Raw genomic sequence first — 16,727 nt, 5'->3', positions numbered from 1 at the left:
ACGGGCGGTCGTATGCCACGATATCGGGCAGTATCCGTTCTCTCGAGGAGGAGCGATCGTGGCCGCCACGGAAGTCGAACCCACCAGCGACAAGGCTGTCGCCGTCACCAAGGTGGACCCCGCAGAGGTTCCGTCGGCGGCCTGGGGCTGGAGCGGGGAATCCCGCCGGACGTTCCAGGTGGCCGCGGTCGTGGTGATCATCATCCTGCTGGGCATGCTGAAGGGCAATCACCACGGCAAGGTCGAGGATCTCTACCTCGTCGGATTCGCCGCCGCCCTGGCGGTGCTCGTGGTCCGCGATATCGTGCTGCGCCGCAAGCCCCGGTAATCGGCGTCTGCGCCGCAGGCCGCCCTGCGGCGCGAGGTACGGCCGGCTACGGCGAGGTGACGTGCCGGTGACGTGCTGGTGCCGGTCGCGACTGTTGTCCATGTCTCGGCGGCCCCCGGTCGGGGGCGGGACTACACTCGGCACCGACCGGCCGGACCAGTACGAAAGTAGGCAGCCGAAAGTGACCAGCACAATCGGATTGGGGATGCCGACCGCACCGGCCGCGGTGCTCGCACCGCGGCGCAAAACCCGCCAGTTGATGGTGGGCGGTGTCGGTGTGGGCAGCGACCACCCGATCTCGGTGCAGTCGATGACGACGACCAAAACGCACGATGTGAACGCGACATTGCAGCAGATCGCGGAGCTCACCGCGTCGGGCTGCGATATCGTGCGGGTGGCGTGCCCGCGGCAGGAGGATGCCGACGCGCTACCCGTGATCGCGAAGAAATCGCAGATCCCGGTGATCGCCGATATCCATTTCCAGCCGCGCTACATCTTCGCCGCTATCGACGCGGGCTGTGCGGCGGTGCGGGTCAACCCCGGCAACATCAAAGAGTTCGACGGTCGGGTCGCGGAGGTCGCCAAGGCGGCCGGTGCCGCCGGTATCCCGATCCGGATCGGGGTGAACGCCGGTTCCCTCGACAAGCGGATGATGGCCAAGTACGGCAAGGCCACCCCGGAAGCGCTGGTGGAGTCGGCGTTGTGGGAGGCGAGTCTGTTCGAGGAGCACGGCTTCGGCGATATCAAGATCTCGGTCAAGCACAACGACCCGGTGGTGATGGTCGAGGCGTACCGGCAGCTGGCCGCGCAGTGCGACTATCCGCTGCACCTCGGGGTCACCGAGGCGGGTCCGGCCTTCCAGGGGACCGTGAAATCCGCGGTCGCGTTCGGCGCGCTGCTGAGTGAGGGTATCGGCGACACCATCCGGGTCTCGCTGTCCGCGCCGCCGGCCGAGGAAGTGAAGGTCGGCGGGCAGATCCTGCAGTCGCTGAATCTGCGGCCCCGCAAACTCGAGATTGTGTCCTGCCCCTCCTGCGGTCGCGCGCAGGTGGACGTGTACACCCTGGCCGACGAGGTCACCGCGGGTCTGGACGGCCTGGAAGTGCCGCTGCGAGTCGCGGTCATGGGCTGTGTGGTGAACGGACCGGGCGAGGCCCGGGAGGCCGATCTCGGGGTCGCCTCCGGGAACGGCAAGGGACAGATCTTCGTCAAGGGCGAAGTCGTGAAAACGGTGCCCGAGGCGCAGATCGTGGAGACCCTCATCGAAGAGGCCATGCGGATCGCCGAGGAGATGGGTGAGGACGCCGAGACCGGTCAGCCGGTCATCAGCGTGGGCTGAGTTCCCCGCGCCCCCGGCTCGCCGCGCCGGCGAGCCGGTCGGGGCTACCCGCTCCGTGCACGGCGCGCTGACGCTTTCCGGATATTCGTACCGTCGCGGTGCGGTTCATGGCAGGCTGTTGTAGGTGCGGAGTCTGCTGGAGCCGACCCGGCGCGCGAAATTCGTTCCCGCGCGTCAGCTCGCCAAGCGGGACCTTGCCCAGGTACTCCGGGTCCTCGATGATGATCCGGTGGCCACCTGCATGGTCGCCGCCCGGTTACAGGAATACGGTCTGGACAACCGGTGCGGTCAGGGTGAGCTGTGGAGTCATGGCGGTCCGTCGGAATCATTGTGCTTCTCCGGGGTGAATCTCATCCCGCTGCGCGGCGGCCGTGAGGCGCTGCGCGCCTTCGCCGACCGGGCCATCCGGTGGCCCCGGATGTGCTCATCGGTGGTCGGCCGGCAGGAACTCGCGCTGCCGCTGTGGGAGATGCTCGCCGACCACTGGGGTCCGGAACGGGAGGTTCGGGGCGCACAGCCGCTGCTGGCCCTGACCGATACCGCCGTATCGGCCGCCGACCCACAGGTACGCCAGGTCCGTCCCGAAGAACTCGACCGGTATCTCGCGGCCGCGATCGCGATGTTCATAGAGGAGGTCGGGATCGATCCCCGGGCCGGCGACGGGGGGCGCGGCTATCGGCGCCGGGTGGCCGGACTGATCGAGGCCGGCCGGGCCTGGGCACGGTTCGCCGACGGCGAGGTCGTATTCAAGGCGGAGGTGGGCGCGCAGTCCCGGCGCACCGGGCAGATCCAGGGCGTCTGGGTGCATCCGGAACACCGGGGGCAGGGCCTGGGCACGGCGGGTACGGCGGCGGTGGCCAATGCGGTCGTCGCGTCGGGGCGTACGGCCAGCCTGTACGTCAACGACTACAACGAGGTGGCCCGGCGGGCCTATCGGGCGGTCGGGTTCCGGCAGATCGCCACCTTCGCCACGGTCCTGCTCGACTGATCCCGGGCGGATCCGGTGTGCCGCAGGTGATCACCGGCTCCGGTCGCCTACCATCGGCTCCGATGACGATCCGATCGGTACTCGTGATCGCGGTCGCGGCGCTCGCGCTCGCCGTGACCGGTTGTGCGGCGGGCTCCTCCGGGCCGATCACCGCCGCGGACGGTTTTCTCGGGGCATTCGCCGCGCGCGATATCGAGGCGGCCGCCGATCGGACCACCCGGCCCGAAAAGGCTTTCGCCGCACTGTCTTCGGCGTGGGAAGAACTGGGCGCCGAAGAGTTGCACGCCGATACCGGCGCCGCCCGCATCGCCGGTGACACCGCCACCGTCGACTACACCTACGAATGGCGGCTGCCGGGCAGCCGCACGTGGACTTATGCGGGGCAGTTACCGATGGTGCGCACCGGGGGTGCCTGGACGGTGCGCTGGAGCGGCGTGGCCGTGCATCCGCGACTCGGCGATACCCAGACCATGGCGCTGTCGATACAGCCCGCGCCGCGGGCCCGGGTCAACGAACAGTCCGGTAGCGATGTCCTGGTTCCGGGCACCGTCTCGCGGGTGACCTTCGATGCCGCCGACAGTGCCGACCCGCATCGGGTGGCGACGGCTCTATCCGAGGTCCTGGCCGATATCGACGAGCGGCTCACCCCGGATCGCATCCTGGATTCCGCGCGCGCCGCCGACGGCGTGTACACGGTGATCGTGCTGAACGAGGTCGAGTTCGGCCGGGCCGGTCCCCGGCTCATCGGGCTGCCGGGCGTGCGGGTGACCCAGGAGTGGGATATGGCGGCCACCGACCGGAAATTCGCCCCCGATCTGATGACCCAGGTCCGGCAGGCGGTGATCGACGAGGTCGACGGCCGGTCGGGTTGGCGGGTGGTGGCCCGCAATGCCGGCGGTGCCGAGACCGGAGTGCTGTACGAAGTGGCGGCGCAGCCGGCGCCGTCCTTCGCGCTGAGTGTGGACCGCCGCATCCAGAACGCGGCGCAGCGCGCGGTCGACGGGCGCCGGGAACAGACCATGATGGTGGTGATCGAGCCTTCGACCGGCGGCATTCTCGCGGTGGCACAGAACGCGTCCGCCGACCGGGACGGGCCGGTGGCAACCATCGGCCAGTACCCGCCCGGGTCGGTGTTCAAGACGGTGACCGCAGCGGCCGCGATGAACGAGGGTATCGCGACGCCCGACACCGTGGTCTCCTGCCCCAGCGCGGTCACGATCGGCGAGCGGATGATTCCGAATTACAACGGCTTCTCCGTCGGCGATGTACCGATGACCACCGCGTACGCGCGCTCATGCAATACCTCGTTCGCCCGATTGGCCAGTGAATTGCCGGAATCCGCGCTCACCGACAGTGCGGCGGCTTTCGGTATCGGACCGGATTATGCGGTGGTGGGATTGCCGACCTTCTCCGGATCGGTGCCCGCGACCGACGACCGCACCCAGCGCACCGAGGACGGGATCGGTCAGGGGCGGGTGGTGGTGAGCCCGTTCGGTATGGCGCTCCTGGCCGCGGCCGTCGCCTCGGGATCGGCACCGACCCCCTACTTGATCGCGGGCCGGGAGACGGTGGTCGACGGTCCACGACCCGCCCTCGCACCGGATGTGGTGCGCGGGCTGCGGGCAATGATGCGACAGGTGGTCGTCGCGGGCACCGCGGACCGCATCGCCGATCAGGGGGAGGTCTTCGGTAAGACCGGCGAAGCGGAAGTGGAAGGAGGTTCGCATTCCTGGTTCGTCGGGTACCGAGGCGATATCGCTTTCGCGACGCTGCTGGTCAGAGGTGGAAGTTCGGATAACGCGGTAGCGGTGACGCGGGATATGCTGGCGGCGCTGCCCCCGGGATACTGATACCGCTCGCTACGCGGGCCCGGTCACTGTCCGAAGGACCCGGTTTCCGACGCGGTCGCATAACGGTGACCGATATCGGTGATGCGGGTATCGGTTGTCACCGAATCGCTGACCCGGGCGGGCGCGACGACCGATACGGTCCGATCGTCGACCGGTGCCGACGAAGCGGTATCGGTCCCCAGGATCTCGACGACCCCGGCGCCGCCCAGGATCAATCCGGCAGTGATGAACGCAACGGTGAAACGCTTCATTTCCGGCTCCCTCCGATTCAGAGGTTCGACAGACAGCGAGCTCGGATTGCTGCTGGCGACCGGGCTCTGCGGAAGAGTTATCTGCTGATTTGCTGCTCAGGCCAACCTAAGCGGGGAGTACCCACCGAGACAAGAAGGAAAGGTGGATTAAATCGATGACGAGCAAATCGTGACCCCGGCCACGTTATCTGTGATCCACTCGTTACGTTCCATTCAGATTTTGTGCAGACTCGCCGCCAGATGATCCTGTAACGGCAGGCCGACGGCACCCATCTGCAGGGTGTAGTCGATGACGCCGCCGTGCATGTGCACGGTCCGGCTGAGGGCGGTCACCGATTTGGCCGTGCTGCTCAGACCGATCGCGGTCGACTCCAGTTCCAGGCGTAGCTCGTCGTCGCCGAGGGTGAGTTTCCCCTCGCAGATCTCGGTGATCCCGGTGGGATGGGCGAGGATGAGCTCCACCCGGTCGGGGCCGGCGCAGCGCAGATATCCGGTCTCCACATGGAGGGGCCGGTTGTCGTCGGCGTGCCGGGTGCGTTGGCGGTAGGTCAGGAACGGCCGGCCCAGATGCCCGAAGGTGATCTCCTCCAGATAGCCGAAGGGTTCGATCGTCGGGTAGTCGCCCTGGCCGCGACCGCGCCAGGTACCGAGCAATCCGGCCAGCGGGGCGACATCGGGATGCGGGGCGGGTGTCTGCGGTTCGGCCACGGCCCACAAGCGTAGACCCTCGACCGGTCTTTCCAGTACCCGTGCCGGGTGGGCGCGCCGGATCTGCCGCTACTTGTTGCGGCGGCGGCCGAAGGGCCAGAAGGAGCGGGTGCGCCGCCGGGGCAGCGCCGCGTAGACCATGGTCATCTCGGCGAAGACACCGGCCTCGCGTTCCCGGTCGGGGCCGAAATCGTCGCGGCCCAGGATCTGCGTGATCGATCCGGGGGCGATCGTGGCCAGAGCGTCGAGCAGTGAGGCGTTGAGCGCACCCAGCGAGATGCGGGTGGTGTCGGGGTCCTCGGCACCCGGGCCGCCGTGCCCCAGCAGCATATGGCCGATCGCGTGCAACACGATGTGGTCGGCATTGCGGCCGGAGGCGGACGCGTCGTAGACGATGATGTCGTCGTTCTTACGGGCTATCCAGAGGCCGTTGCCGTTGCATCCCAGATCGGCCAGCGCCGACCGGTGGGCCGGCTGCAACGAGATCGGCCGCTTCCGGTGCGCGGCCACCTCGGCGAGGTAGGCATTGAGGTCCCACGGGCTGGGCAGGGGCACCGACCCAGCCGCATCGCCGAACCTGGCGTCCATGCTTGTCATCGGCGAATACGTTACCGATCGCGCGTCGACTCGTCACTTCCGCGAATTCCTGAGCACCGGTGGGAAACCGGCGACCTGGGCGGAAGATGGGACAGGTGGCTAGATATCGACTCCCGGGCCCAGGGCCCGGACATTGTGCTGTTTGTTCCACAACGTGGTGAACGCCCAGAGTACGACGCCGATGAGCAGCAGCACCCCCGCGATGGCGTACTGCTGAGGGTTGCGGTCGGTGAAGGGGGTGGCCAGATACGCACAGCACGCCGCGCCGAGCACCGGTAGCGCTGTCGGGGTGCGGAAATGCTCGTGGGCCACCCGGTCGCGCCGGAGGACGAGGACCGCGATGTTGACGATGGTGAACACCGCGAGCAGCAGCAGCGCGGTGGTGCCACCGAGTTCGGGCACCTGGTCGACGAAGGCGAGCAGGCCGAACGCCAGCAGGGTGGTGAACAGGATCGCGATATGCGGGGTACGCCGACTCCGGTTGACCCGGCCCAGCACCCGGGGGATCACCTTGTGCTTGGCCATACCGTAGAGCAGCCGGCTGGCCATCAGCATATTGATAAGGGCCGAATTGGCCACCGCGAACATTGTGATGAAGGCGAAGAGCTGGGTGGGGAATCCGGGTGCCCCGATCTCCACCACCTGCAGCAGCGGGGTGTCGCCCTCGGCGAGCTGGTCCGGCGGGACCAGCGCCACCGCCGTGATGGAGACCACCACATAGATCGCTCCGGTGATCAGCAACCCGGTGAGCAGGATCTTGGAAAAGATCCTGTTGGGCTCCTTGGTCTCCTCGGCCATGTTCACCGAATCCTCGAAGCCGACCATGGCGTAGAAGGCCAATGTGGTCGCCGCGATGACGCCGCCGAACGCGGTGCGGTCACCGGTGTCGAATTCGATGATCCGGCCGAAGTCGCCGTTACCGAATCCCAGGGCCCACAGCCCGATACACACCACGATCAGCAGACCGGACAGTTCCACACAGGTGAGCAGGACATTGGCCTTGACACTCTCCCCGACGCCGCGCAGATTGATCGCAGCGACCGCCGCCATGAAGGCCAGCGCGATCACGGTGAGCAAGGGGCCCTTGCCGTCGAATTCGAAGGCTTCGGCGAAATTCGCCCCGAAGGCCTTGGCCGCGGTCGCGGCGGAGGTGATACCGGAACTCATCACCGCGAACGTCACCATGAAGGTGACGAAATGGATCCCGAACGCCTTGTGGGTGTAGAGCGCGGCGCCGGCGGCCTGGGGGTACTTGGTGACCAGCTCCAGATAGCTGAGCCCGGTGACCAGCGCGACCGCGAAGGCGACCAGGAACGGAATCCACACCGCGCCGCCAACCTCCGCGGCCACCCGGCCGGTGAGTGCGTAGATACCGGTACCGAGAATATCGCCGACGATGAACAGCAACAGCAGCCACGGGCCCATGACCCGTTTCAGTTCGGGTTGCTGCGCCGGATCGGTCCGGTCGGTGACGTCTGCCAAGAGAACCCCTCATCTCCGCAGTGGCCGTGCGAGCCCTGAATCGGACGGTTCAGAGGTGGATACCCACTCGGTATGGTCCGAACTCCTCGTTCACGGGCCGTGCACGGGTCAGGCCAGCGCTTCGGCCGCCGCGGCCGCTTCGGCGATCAGTACGGCGGAATCCCGGGGACTCAGGGCCATCGCTCGCAATTGGTCGAACATGACACCGAATCGCCGGATCTCGGTGTGGCCTTCGATGAGAGCGTCTCCGGAGATGCCCTCCACATAGACCAGTTCGGGGTCGGTCGGGTCGGGGAAGTCGAGAATCGTGAAAGACCCGGCCATACCCGGGTGCGCGCCCGCGTCGAAGGGCAGGATCTGCAGGATCACGTTCTTGCGTTTGGTCGCCTCGGCCAGCCGGCGCAGCTGGCCGCTCATGACCGCCGGGCCCCCCACTATCCGGCGGATGGCGGCCTCGTCGAGTACCACCCACAGTTCCAGCGGCTCGTCCTTGGCCAGTACCGCTGCCCGGTCCATCCGTGCCCGGGCGCGCCGCTCCAGATCCGACGCCTCCAATTTCGGCATGCACGTATCGATCACGGCCGTGGCGTACTGCTCGGTCTGCAACAGTCCGGGGATGAAGGAGGTCTGATAATGCCGGGCCGACAACGCCACCGATTCGAAATTGATGTACGCGGCGTACACCTCCGACAGACTGGCCTCGTAGGGCCGCGACATCCCGGGTTTCTGTGCGTCCGACAGTAATTCCAGCGCCTCCTGGCGCCGCGCCTCGTCGACGTCGTAGAGGTCGAGCATGGTCATGAGGGTGCGGCGCTGGGGCCGGGCCTGGGCGGTCTCGATGCGGTAGAGCGTGGTCACATTGATGCCGGTTCGCGCGCTGACGTCCTCCTTGCTCAGCTTCGCGTCGTCGCGCATTTCCAGCAGCAGCACCGAGAGCCGGCGCAGACCCGCCGTGAGGACGGTGCGTTTGCCTGCCATGTCATCCCTTTCCCTCGCGCCCGGCGCGGTCCGCCTACCACGATCCTCGCCCGCCGCGCCTCCTGTCGAGCAACAATAACGAGGAAAGACCGGTAGTGGGGTGAGCAGTGGTCACGAACCGGTGCTCATGGCGTGATCTCCCGGCGCAGCACCTTGCCGGTCGCGTTGCGCGGGAGTGGTGTCGCGGTGATGGTCCAGCGCTCGGGGACCTTGAAGTACGCCAGCCGCTCGGCGACGAACGCGCGCAGTTCGCCGGCGTCCAGGGTGTCCGGATCGTCGGTCACCACCACCGCCGCGACCCGCTGTCCCAGATCGTCGTCGGGCACACCGAGGACCGCCGATTCCCGGACCGCGGGATGTTCGTCGAGGGCGTTCTCGATCTCGGTGGGATACACGTTCTCTCCGCCGCGCAGAATGAGATCCATACGGCGCCCCGACATTCGGAGCCGGCCGTCGGCCAGGGTGCCGAAATCACCGGTCCGCAACCAGCGTTCACCGTCGATCGCCGCGGCGGTGGCGACCTCGTCCCGCCAGTAGCCGAGCATGACGTATGGGCTGCGCACCCAGATCTCGCCTTCGCTGCCCTCGGTCACGGGGACTCCCGTGGGATCGCGGATCTCCACGGAGACACCGAGAATCGGCCGCCCGACGGTCTCCGGGTCGGCGGCGAGTTCGGCGGGTGTGGCCACGGTGGCGGCGGTACCGCCCTCGGTGAGGCCGTAACTGGTGGTGAGTGCGATTCCGGTGCCGGGCAGCCGGGCGCGCAGGCGCTGCTGGAAGGCCGGTGAGGAGGGGGCGGCATTGAGGGACAGCGCGGTGAGCGCCGACAGGTCGTAACCGGCCGGATCGTGTTCCAGCAGCCGGGCGGCCAGAGTCGGTACGGCGCCCCAGTTGGTCACGCGCTCCCGCGCCATCAGCGACAGCACCCGTTCGGCCGCGAAGGCCCCGGTGTGCACGATCACCGCCGCGCCGGTGGCGAGCCGGGGGACTATCAGATTGTGCAGGCTGGCGATATGGAACAGAGGGGAGGTGAGCAGGAAGCGCTTATCGCTCGGCTCGTGGTGGGCGCGGCCGGCCAGTGCCGCGCCGAGCGCGTCGGTGTAGCGGTGGTAGTCGGCGATCGCGATGAGGTTGCGGTGGGTGTGTACCACCCCTTTGGGGCGGCCGGTGGTTCCGCTGGTGTAGAGGATGACGGCCGGATCGTCCTCGTCGACCGGTATCACCGGGGCCCGGCCCCGGAATTCGGCGATCAGCCGGGGTAGGTCCGCGGTAGTGCCGAGCACGGGCACGCCGTGGCCCGCGGCGAGGGCGGCACTTGGGTCGTCGGCGACGACGACCGCCGGTTCCGTGTGCCGGATACCGAATTCGACCTCCGGCGCCGCCCACCACGCGTTGTACGCGACCGCGACCGCGCCCAGGCACTGCGCCGCCCAGAAGGCGATCACCCAGTCGGGGCCGTTGGCGGCCAGGATGCCGATCCGGTCGCCGCGGCCGACCCCGTACCGGTCGGCCAGCGCGCGGGCCAGTGCCTGTGCGTCGGCGGCATGCTCGGCGAACGAGATCCGCCGGTCGGCGGTGACCAGATAGTCGCGTCCGCCCCAGGCTTCCGAGTGGTCGAGCAGTTCGCGCAGCGAGCGGTGGCGGTGTCGCCGGACGGCGAGTGGTGCGCCGAGCACCGTCTCGGTGGACAGCTCGAACGGTCCACCGGGGCCGGTGAGCTCGGCGGCCGCCTGCGCGGCTCGTGGGTCGGGGTCGCTGTTCATGTCCACATCCTTGTCGGCGACTGTCCCCAGAATCCATACCGCACAGCGCGGGCGCAGTGGTGACCGGCCGTCATGGACGGGCGCACGGGGAGCTCGCCTCGTCTCGGCGAATGAGCCATGATCCAGCGCATCCGGACGAATCGGCAAACGATTGGCAATCGATGCTGCGTGGTCGCGCGTGCATCCCCGGTGTAAGACCGGATGACCACCGCGGGTTCCGGTCCGGCCGTGTGCCGGCGCCCCGCGGAAGGCCCGTAACGGCGGGCGATACGTCCGGGGGGCGTTGTGTCGCAGCACCATAGGGGTCGGTATGGTTCCTGGTGTGAGCCGCGCCCAGATCTCGGCACGGTTGCGATGTGGTCGCATAACGCGCCGTCGCGCCTGGTCCGGGGTTCGGGCCGGGTATGGTTCGCGGCGGCGGGGATTCGGACCGCCGACGGGAAGGATCTTGGCGGGTACGCGTTTTCGGCGGGACCGCTTTCAGGTTCCGTGGAAGGGATCGCTAGGCTCGCGCACGACGCTGTTCGCAACATTGCATACCGAAGTCTTGTGTTCTTGCATATGTAAGAGCATGATCCAGCTAGCCTTGTTGTGAACAACGATCCGATGTCCGGGATTACCGAATCGAGAGCCGATCATGTTGGTACAGAGTGTGATGGTGCCGGGTGAGTTCGAGGGGTGCGGATGAGCGCACCCACTCTGGGGACCCTGCCGACTGCGCCACAGCTGCTGTGCGCCTTCCAAGGCAGGCGGGTCCAGGAGCGTGTGCTGTTGCGCTTCGCGCACGCGCTGGTCGAACTGCACAAGCGCCGCGCGCAAGTTCGAGATATGGCGCAGATAGCGGAAATCGATTGTCGTAGAACAGAACTCGTGGACGACATCAACGACTGGATCACCCGCAGGATGCCGCAGCACCGCAACGGCGCCTCCCTGCACACCGAAAGTCTGGGTGCGGTGATCGACCGGATGGCGCTCAGCTGGGTGGCCGCGAATCAAGCGATCGAGGCCGACGGGGTGCGCAGCGACAGCACGCACCGGCACTGGTACCACCTCGCCGAACTCGTCGACGGTTACACCGATTTGATCGCCGAGGTGGCGGGCGGGCGCCGGCGGCTGCCGGTGCAGTAGAGGTTCGGCGGATCACCGCCACGTTCAGTCCGCTGAACGTCGTCGAACCTCTGAGTTGGGCACGCGAAAGACCGTAGATTGTCGAATGGCCTAGACCTGAGGTGACCAGACGGCGAACGTTCGGTTACCTGTATCGGTACAGGCCAATTGGAGGTAGTTTCTGCCATGAGGCAGACCGAAGGGGTCGTAAGCGCCGTGACGGCGCGCGAAGAGCTCGACACAGAGGCAGCCGCGGTGCCGGGAATCGCCGCCCTGTCGAAGGTTTACCGGGTCCGGGCCGAACTGGACACGATGCTCGGTGAGCTACGCCCCGGCGACCGGGTACCCGCGGAACGGGAACTGGCCGGGCGTTTCGGAGTCGCCCGGGAAACCGTCCGGCACGCCCTGCGGGATCTCGCGGTGGAGGGCCGTATTCGCCGACAGGGCCGCGGGACCGTGCTGGCCCGCCCGAAGGTGGTAAGACCGCTGGCGCCCGAACCCACCGTCGAGGACGGATCCGGGGTCGTGCGCAGTCTGCTCTCGTGGGAGGACACCGAGGCCGATACCGAAATCGCCCGCGACCTGGAACTTCCGCTCGCCACCCCGATCATGACGCTGGAACGTCTGCTGCACGCCGACGGCGAACCGATCGCGCTGGAACGTATCGATCTCTCGCTGGACCGTTTCGGCTGGCTGCGCGCGGGTTTCGATCCGCTCGGTTCGCTGTCGGCGACGATCGGCAGATCCGGTGTCGAATACGGCGGCGCCACCGAACGTATCGAGACGGTGCTCGCCGCGCCCCGGGAAGCCGGTCTGCTCGGCTGTCGGCCCGCGGTCCCGCTGATCCGGGTGGTGCGCCGCGGAATGGACACCCAGGGTCGTCCGATCGAACGGGTTGCCGCGCTCTACCGGGGCGATCGGGTCGCGTTCGAGGTCCGTACGGGCGGCCGCGTCCGCTGAGGCGGAGCCGGCGCGGGGCGTGCGGCACCGGTGGGACCGTTCCCGGCGACCGCCCGGCCTGCGCCGACTACTCTGGAGCGCATGTCCGTGCGTACCCGCCAGCCGCTGCTTCCCGGAACCCCCACTCCGATCCGCGAGGTCCCCCGTGGGATCGAACGGCCGGAGTACGTCTGGAAGAAAACGGCCAAGGAGGGTTCCGAACCCTGGGTACAGACCGCGGAGACCATAGAGAAGATGCGGATCGCCGGGCGGATCGCCGCCCGGGCGCTGGCCGAGGCGGGTAAGGCGGTCGCCCCCGGCGTCACCACCGACGAACTCGACCGGATCGCGCACGAATACATGTGCGACCACGGGGCCTACCCCTCGACGCTCGGATACAAGGGTTTCCCCAAATCGTGCTGCACCTCGCTCAACGAGGTGATCTGCCACGGTATCCCCGACAGTACCGTGGTCCAGGACGGTGACATCGTCAATATCGATGTCACCGCCTACATCCACGGTGTGCACGGCGACACCAATGCCACCTTCCTCGCCGGTGAGGTCGACGAAGAGGTGAAACTGCTGGTGGAACGCACCGAAGAGGCGACCGCGCGGGCCATCAGGGCGGTCCGTCCCGGGCGGGCGCTGAATGTGATCGGCCGGGTGATCGAGTCCTACGCGAACCGTTTCGGTTACGGCGTCGTCCGGGATTTCACCGGCCACGGGGTCGGGCCGACTTTCCACAGTGGCCTGGTGATCCTGCACTACGATCAGCCCGCGGTCGAATCGGTGATCGAACCGGGAATGACGTTCACCATCGAACCCATGATCAACCTGGGCGGTATCGACTACGAGATCTGGGACGACGGCTGGACCGTGGTCACCAAGGACCGCAAGTGGACGGCCCAGTTCGAGCACACCCTGGTGGTCACCGAGACCGGCGCCGAAATCCTCACGCTGCCGTGAGCCGGCCCGGCGGGGCGCTGTTGATCGCCGGAACGACCTCCGACGCGGGCAAGAGCGTGGTGGTCGCCGGTATCTGCCGGATGCTGCGGCGGCGTGGGGTGCGGGTGGCGCCGTTCAAGGCGCAGAACATGTCGAACAACTCCGTGGTCACCCTGGACGGCGGGGAGATCGGTCGGGCCCAGGCACTGCAGGCCAGGGCGTGTGGGCTGGAACCGAGCGTGCGGTTCAACCCGATCCTGCTGAAACCGGGCAGCGACCGGCGGTCCCAACTGGTGGTGCGCGGCCGGGTGGTGGACACGGTGGGCGCCGCGGACTATTTCACCCATCGCACCCGGTTGCGCGAGGTGGTGGCCGCCGAACTCGCCGCGCTGCGCGCGGAGTTCGATGTGGTGATCTGTGAGGGGGCGGGCTCGCCGGCCGAGATCAACCTGCGCGCCACAGATCTGGCGAATATGGGTCTGGCCCGCGCCGCGGAGTTACCGGTGCTCGTGGTCGGCGATATCGATCGGGGCGGGGTGCTGGCGCATCTCTTCGGCACGCTCGCGGTACTCGAACCCGAGGATCAACGGCTGATCGCCGGATTCGTGATCAACAAGTTCCGCGGCGATGTGGAGCTGCTACGGCCGGGCCTGGACGAACTGACCGCGCGCACCGGACGGCCGACACTCGGGGTGCTGCCGTACTGCGACGAGCTGTGGATCGATGCCGAGGATTCGCTGGGCACCGTGGCCGGCGCCGCGGTGGGCCGCCCCGCCGCCCCGATCGGTAGCGAATGGCTCACCGTCGCCGCCGTGCGCTTGCCGCGGATATCGAATTCGACCGATGTGGAGGCGCTGGCCTGCGAGCCCGGCGTCTCGGTGCGCTGGGTGAGCGACCCGTCCGCGCTGGTGGACGCCGATCTGGTCGTCCTGCCCGGGAGCAAGGCGACCCTGGACGATCTGGCCTGGTTGCGGCGCACCGGTATCGCCGAGGCGCTGATCCGCCGGGCCGCGGCGGGCGGACCGATCCTCGGCATCTGCGGGGGGTATCAGATGCTGGGCCGCCGGATCGTGGACACCGTGGAATCGGGTGTGGGGGAGGTCGCCGGTCTGGGACTGCTCGATATGGATATCGAGTTCGGCCGGCAGAAGGTGCTGCGCCGGACGGCCGCGGCCGACGCGGGGGATACGACCGCGGCCGGATACGAGATCCATCACGGTCTGGTCCGGCGTACCGCAGAACGGCCGTGGCTGTACCTCACCGGCTGGGCGGAGGCGGCGGGCGGCGCCGGCCCGGTGACCGGAGAGCGCGTCCCGGAGGGTGGGGTGCGCGGCGCGGTCTGGGGCACCCATCTGCACGGGCTCCTGGAATCCGACGAATTCCGGCGGGGCTGGCTCACCGAGGTCGCCCGGTGCGCCGGGCGCGCCGGGTTCACGGTGGCCCCCGGAACCCGGGTGGCGGCGGTGCGGGCCGCGCAACTGGACCTGCTGGCCGATCTGGTGTCCGGGCATCTGGATGTCGCCGGGCTGGACCGGCTCCTCGCCGAGGGTGTCCCCGCCGGGCTGCCGAGTATCGGTGCCACGCTGGACGCGCTGTCGGGAGCGGGTTGAGCGCCGCCGCGGGGCCGGCGTCACGATCTCGGCGCGGTCGACCCGGGCGACCCCACGGCGGGGGCGAGCGGTGTAGCGTCAACCGGCATGGAATCTCGGCGCATCGCGGTCGGTGACCGGGACTGGACGGTGCGGGTGGACGGGCCGGTGACCCAGCACAGCGTGCTGCTGCTCCCCGATTCCGGTGATCCCCCGGACGTCTACGACCGGGTGTGCGCACGTCTGCACAGTTCCGATCTGCGGACCATCGTGTTCGAAACGGCCGAGGGACTCGACACCGGCGGGGTGTACGCGGCCCTCGATGAGATCGGCGTGCCCTGGGTCAATGTGGCGGGCCGGGGTGCCGGCGCGAGCGTGGCATGGGAGGTCTGCGCGAAGGGTTTCGGTCGCTTCGTGAGCCTGGTGGTCGCCGATCGCGGGCATCCGGCCGTACCCGACGGCGACGGGGCTGTGCTCGACGCCGGATGTCCGGCGGTCGAACTGCCCACCACCGTGCTGGTGACCAAACGGCTGCCGCGGCCGGTGGCCGACAGTTCCGGCCGCCACGTGTACGGCGAGTTCCGGGTGGTGGGTGTCGACGTCGACAATGTCGCCACCGAAGCCGATCAGGAGTTCGCGACCGAGATCGTGCTGCGCACCAGCATGTGGTGATTCAGGCCGGCCGGGCGGCCAGCCAGTCGAGCCAGTTGTCGAGTTCCCGGAAGGCCTCGCTCCGCGGGCCCTCGGCGGACAGGAACACGTCGTGACGGGCGCCGTCGATCGGGACGATATTGGTGCGGTCGCCCAGACAGCCTGCCCAGCGCTGGATCTGCGCGACATCGAGGACCGCGTCCGCGACATCCACCGCGGGCCCGTACTCACGGGCGAACCTGGTGAGCTTGGAGCGCAGCAGCAGCGCGGGCACGCCGATATCCAGGCCGCGGTGCAGCCGTGCCTGACCCAGCCGAATCGCGCGCAACCAACCGGCCCGCACCGGGAAACCGTGCCGCGGCTTCCAGTCCAGGTCGTAGTCCCATTCCCCGGCCACGCTGTGGTGCAGGCTGTCGCCGTAGGCGCTGGATTTGCCCAGCGGCAGCGCCGACTTCGCCCGGAAACGGCCCACCGTGTTGATGAGTTGCGTACCCACAGTGCGCACATAGGCCGGGCCTTGCAGGTCGAACCACGGGCTGTTCAGCACCAGCCCGCTGATACCGGCGGCCGCCGTGCCTCCGGCTTGCTGCAGCCGGTCCAGCCACAGCGAGGTCACCAGACCACCGGTCGAATGCGCCACCACCAGCACCTTCGCCTCGGTCTCGGCGGTGATCAGCCGGAGCGAGGCGTCGAGTTCCCGGTCGTAGAGGGCGAGATCGCTGATGAAGTGGGGGGTCTGCCCCGGCTGTAACGATCGGCCGCATTTGCGCAGGTCCAGCGCATAGAACCGGTGTCCGCGGGCGGTGAAGTGCTCGGCGACGTGCCGCTGGAAGAAGTAGTCGGTGAAGCCGTGCACGTACAGCACCGCGTCGGCGGTGGCCACCGCGTCGACCGCGGCCAGATGCCGGACCAGGGTGGCGACGATATCGCCCTCGCCGTCGGGGTCGGGCCCGAGTTCCAGGGTGCGATATTCGTACCCGTCACCGAGGACATCCGGCTGCCAGTCGGCGGTTCGGCCGAGAGCACCGATACCGGCCGCGGAATCGTTCGTCACGGCCTCCAATCTAGGCGACCGATCGGTAGCAAAGGCAGGCCAGAAGGTGACGGGGAGGAGGAATCTACGTCACAATCGCCGCCCTGGCTGCGGATTCCGCGCGTGTCGAGGTGCACAATTGGCAATAGTGAACGACGGGTAACCTACATTCGGCCGAG

At 68.2% G+C, this 16,727-nt stretch carries 16 protein-coding genes; 9 read left to right on the top strand and 7 right to left on the bottom strand.

Features of this window, described 5'->3' with window-relative positions:
* Window positions 1–58 precede the first annotated feature (58 nt).
* The 4 genes from NGR01S_RS26950 to NGR01S_RS26935 all read left to right on the top strand — a co-directional run bounded on the left by NGR01S_RS26950 (window position 59) and on the right by NGR01S_RS26935 (window position 4,505).
* On the top strand, window positions 59–328 hold the full coding sequence (locus tag NGR01S_RS26950; RefSeq protein WP_063041667.1) for a DUF2631 domain-containing protein: 270 nt from the start codon (window positions 59–61) through the stop codon (window positions 326–328).
* 181 nt (window positions 329–509) lie between these two features.
* A complete protein-coding gene (gene ispG, locus NGR01S_RS26945) occupies window positions 510–1,667 on the top strand; it encodes a flavodoxin-dependent (E)-4-hydroxy-3-methylbut-2-enyl-diphosphate synthase (protein ID WP_063041665.1) in 1,158 nt (385 codons plus the stop codon).
* Window positions 1,668–1,791: 124 nt separating this feature from the next.
* Window positions 1,792–2,655 (top strand): GNAT family N-acetyltransferase, encoded by an 864-nt coding sequence (locus tag NGR01S_RS26940; protein WP_084481752.1) that lies wholly within the window; start codon window positions 1,792–1,794, stop codon window positions 2,653–2,655.
* Window positions 2,656–2,717: 62 nt separating this feature from the next.
* Window positions 2,718–4,505 (top strand): penicillin-binding transpeptidase domain-containing protein, encoded by a 1,788-nt coding sequence (locus NGR01S_RS26935; RefSeq protein WP_063041771.1) that lies wholly within the window; start codon window positions 2,718–2,720, stop codon window positions 4,503–4,505.
* A 23-nt stretch (window positions 4,506–4,528) separates the two neighbouring features.
* On the opposite strand, the gene NGR01S_RS26930 is transcribed toward NGR01S_RS26935, so the two are convergent.
* From NGR01S_RS26930 to casG, 6 genes are all read right to left on the bottom strand, one after another.
* A complete protein-coding gene (locus NGR01S_RS26930; RefSeq protein WP_063041664.1) occupies window positions 4,529–4,756 on the bottom strand; it encodes a hypothetical protein in 228 nt (75 codons plus the stop codon).
* Between the two features lie 213 nt (window positions 4,757–4,969).
* Window positions 4,970–5,464: a peroxynitrite isomerase gene (locus tag NGR01S_RS26925; RefSeq protein ID WP_063041662.1), complete on the bottom strand. Its 495-nt coding sequence runs from the start codon at window positions 5,462–5,464 to the stop codon at window positions 4,970–4,972.
* Window positions 5,465–5,533: 69 nt separating this feature from the next.
* Window positions 5,534–6,061 carry a hypothetical protein gene (locus tag NGR01S_RS26920; protein ID WP_063126668.1) on the bottom strand — a complete coding sequence of 176 codons (528 nt, stop codon included), beginning with the start codon at window positions 6,059–6,061 and terminating at the stop codon, window positions 5,534–5,536.
* Between the two features lie 99 nt (window positions 6,062–6,160).
* Window positions 6,161–7,486 (bottom strand): APC family permease, encoded by a 1,326-nt coding sequence (locus NGR01S_RS26915; protein ID WP_084481758.1) that lies wholly within the window; start codon window positions 7,484–7,486, stop codon window positions 6,161–6,163.
* Between the two features lie 165 nt (window positions 7,487–7,651).
* On the bottom strand, window positions 7,652–8,521 hold the full coding sequence (locus NGR01S_RS26910) for a helix-turn-helix domain-containing protein (protein WP_063041658.1): 870 nt from the start codon (window positions 8,519–8,521) through the stop codon (window positions 7,652–7,654).
* A 125-nt stretch (window positions 8,522–8,646) separates the two neighbouring features.
* Window positions 8,647–10,284 carry a steroid-24-oyl-CoA synthetase gene (gene casG / locus NGR01S_RS26905; RefSeq protein ID WP_063041656.1) on the bottom strand — a complete coding sequence of 546 codons (1,638 nt, stop codon included), beginning with the start codon at window positions 10,282–10,284 and terminating at the stop codon, window positions 8,647–8,649.
* Between the two features lie 768 nt (window positions 10,285–11,052).
* Between casG and NGR01S_RS26900 the strand changes: the two genes are divergently transcribed.
* The 5 genes from NGR01S_RS26900 to NGR01S_RS26880 all read left to right on the top strand — a co-directional run bounded on the left by NGR01S_RS26900 (window position 11,053) and on the right by NGR01S_RS26880 (window position 15,536).
* Complete coding sequence (locus tag NGR01S_RS26900) at window positions 11,053–11,412, top strand: DUF4254 domain-containing protein (protein WP_063041769.1); 360 nt, start codon at window positions 11,053–11,055, stop codon at window positions 11,410–11,412.
* A 165-nt stretch (window positions 11,413–11,577) separates the two neighbouring features.
* Window positions 11,578–12,351 (top strand): GntR family transcriptional regulator, encoded by a 774-nt coding sequence (locus NGR01S_RS26895; protein WP_084481751.1) that lies wholly within the window; start codon window positions 11,578–11,580, stop codon window positions 12,349–12,351.
* Window positions 12,352–12,432: 81 nt separating this feature from the next.
* Window positions 12,433–13,296, top strand: coding sequence for a type I methionyl aminopeptidase (gene map, locus NGR01S_RS26890; protein ID WP_063041654.1), 864 nt, complete (start codon window positions 12,433–12,435; stop codon window positions 13,294–13,296).
* Window positions 13,293–14,885: a cobyric acid synthase gene (locus tag NGR01S_RS26885; protein WP_063041651.1), complete on the top strand. Its 1,593-nt coding sequence runs from the start codon at window positions 13,293–13,295 to the stop codon at window positions 14,883–14,885. Before map ends, NGR01S_RS26885 begins: the two co-directional genes overlap by 4 nt.
* Before the next feature lie 87 nt (window positions 14,886–14,972).
* A complete protein-coding gene (locus tag NGR01S_RS26880) occupies window positions 14,973–15,536 on the top strand; it encodes a hypothetical protein (RefSeq protein WP_063041649.1) in 564 nt (187 codons plus the stop codon).
* Between the two features lies 1 nt (window position 15,537).
* On the opposite strand, the gene NGR01S_RS26875 is transcribed toward NGR01S_RS26880, so the two are convergent.
* The gene (locus tag NGR01S_RS26875; protein WP_084481749.1) at window positions 15,538–16,569 is read right to left on the bottom strand and encodes an alpha/beta hydrolase; all 1,032 of its coding nucleotides are present in this window, start codon (window positions 16,567–16,569) and stop codon (window positions 15,538–15,540) included.
* Between the last annotated feature and the right edge of the window lie 158 nt (window positions 16,570–16,727).

It is taken from the genome of Nocardia grenadensis NBRC 108939 (assembly GCF_001613445.1).
GTDB classification, from domain to species: Bacteria; Actinomycetota; Actinomycetes; order Mycobacteriales; family Mycobacteriaceae; genus Nocardia; species Nocardia grenadensis.
Note: the sequence above shows the minus strand (reverse complement) of the source record. Positions and strands in the feature narration are given on the sequence as shown.

Excerpts from the sequence above, each read along its gene's own strand:
- NGR01S_RS26935 (WP_063041771.1), top strand. The coding sequence starts at position 2,718 with ATGACGATCCGATCGGTACTCGTGATCGCGGTCGCGGCGCTCGCGCTC.
- NGR01S_RS26930 (WP_063041664.1), bottom strand. The coding sequence starts at position 4,756 with ATGAAGCGTTTCACCGTTGCGTTCATCACTGCCGGATTGATCCTGGGC.
- NGR01S_RS26920 (WP_063126668.1), bottom strand. The coding sequence starts at position 6,061 with ATGACAAGCATGGACGCCAGGTTCGGCGATGCGGCTGGGTCGGTGCCC.
- NGR01S_RS26915 (WP_084481758.1), bottom strand. The coding sequence starts at position 7,486 with ATGGGCCCGTGGCTGCTGTTGCTGTTCATCGTCGGCGATATTCTCGGT.
- NGR01S_RS26910 (WP_063041658.1), bottom strand. The coding sequence starts at position 8,521 with ATGGCAGGCAAACGCACCGTCCTCACGGCGGGTCTGCGCCGGCTCTCG.
- casG (WP_063041656.1), bottom strand. The coding sequence starts at position 10,284 with ATGAACAGCGACCCCGACCCACGAGCCGCGCAGGCGGCCGCCGAGCTC.
- NGR01S_RS26895 (WP_084481751.1), top strand. The coding sequence starts at position 11,578 with ATGAGGCAGACCGAAGGGGTCGTAAGCGCCGTGACGGCGCGCGAAGAG.
- map (WP_063041654.1), top strand. The coding sequence starts at position 12,433 with ATGTCCGTGCGTACCCGCCAGCCGCTGCTTCCCGGAACCCCCACTCCG.
- NGR01S_RS26880 (WP_063041649.1), top strand. The coding sequence starts at position 14,973 with ATGGAATCTCGGCGCATCGCGGTCGGTGACCGGGACTGGACGGTGCGG.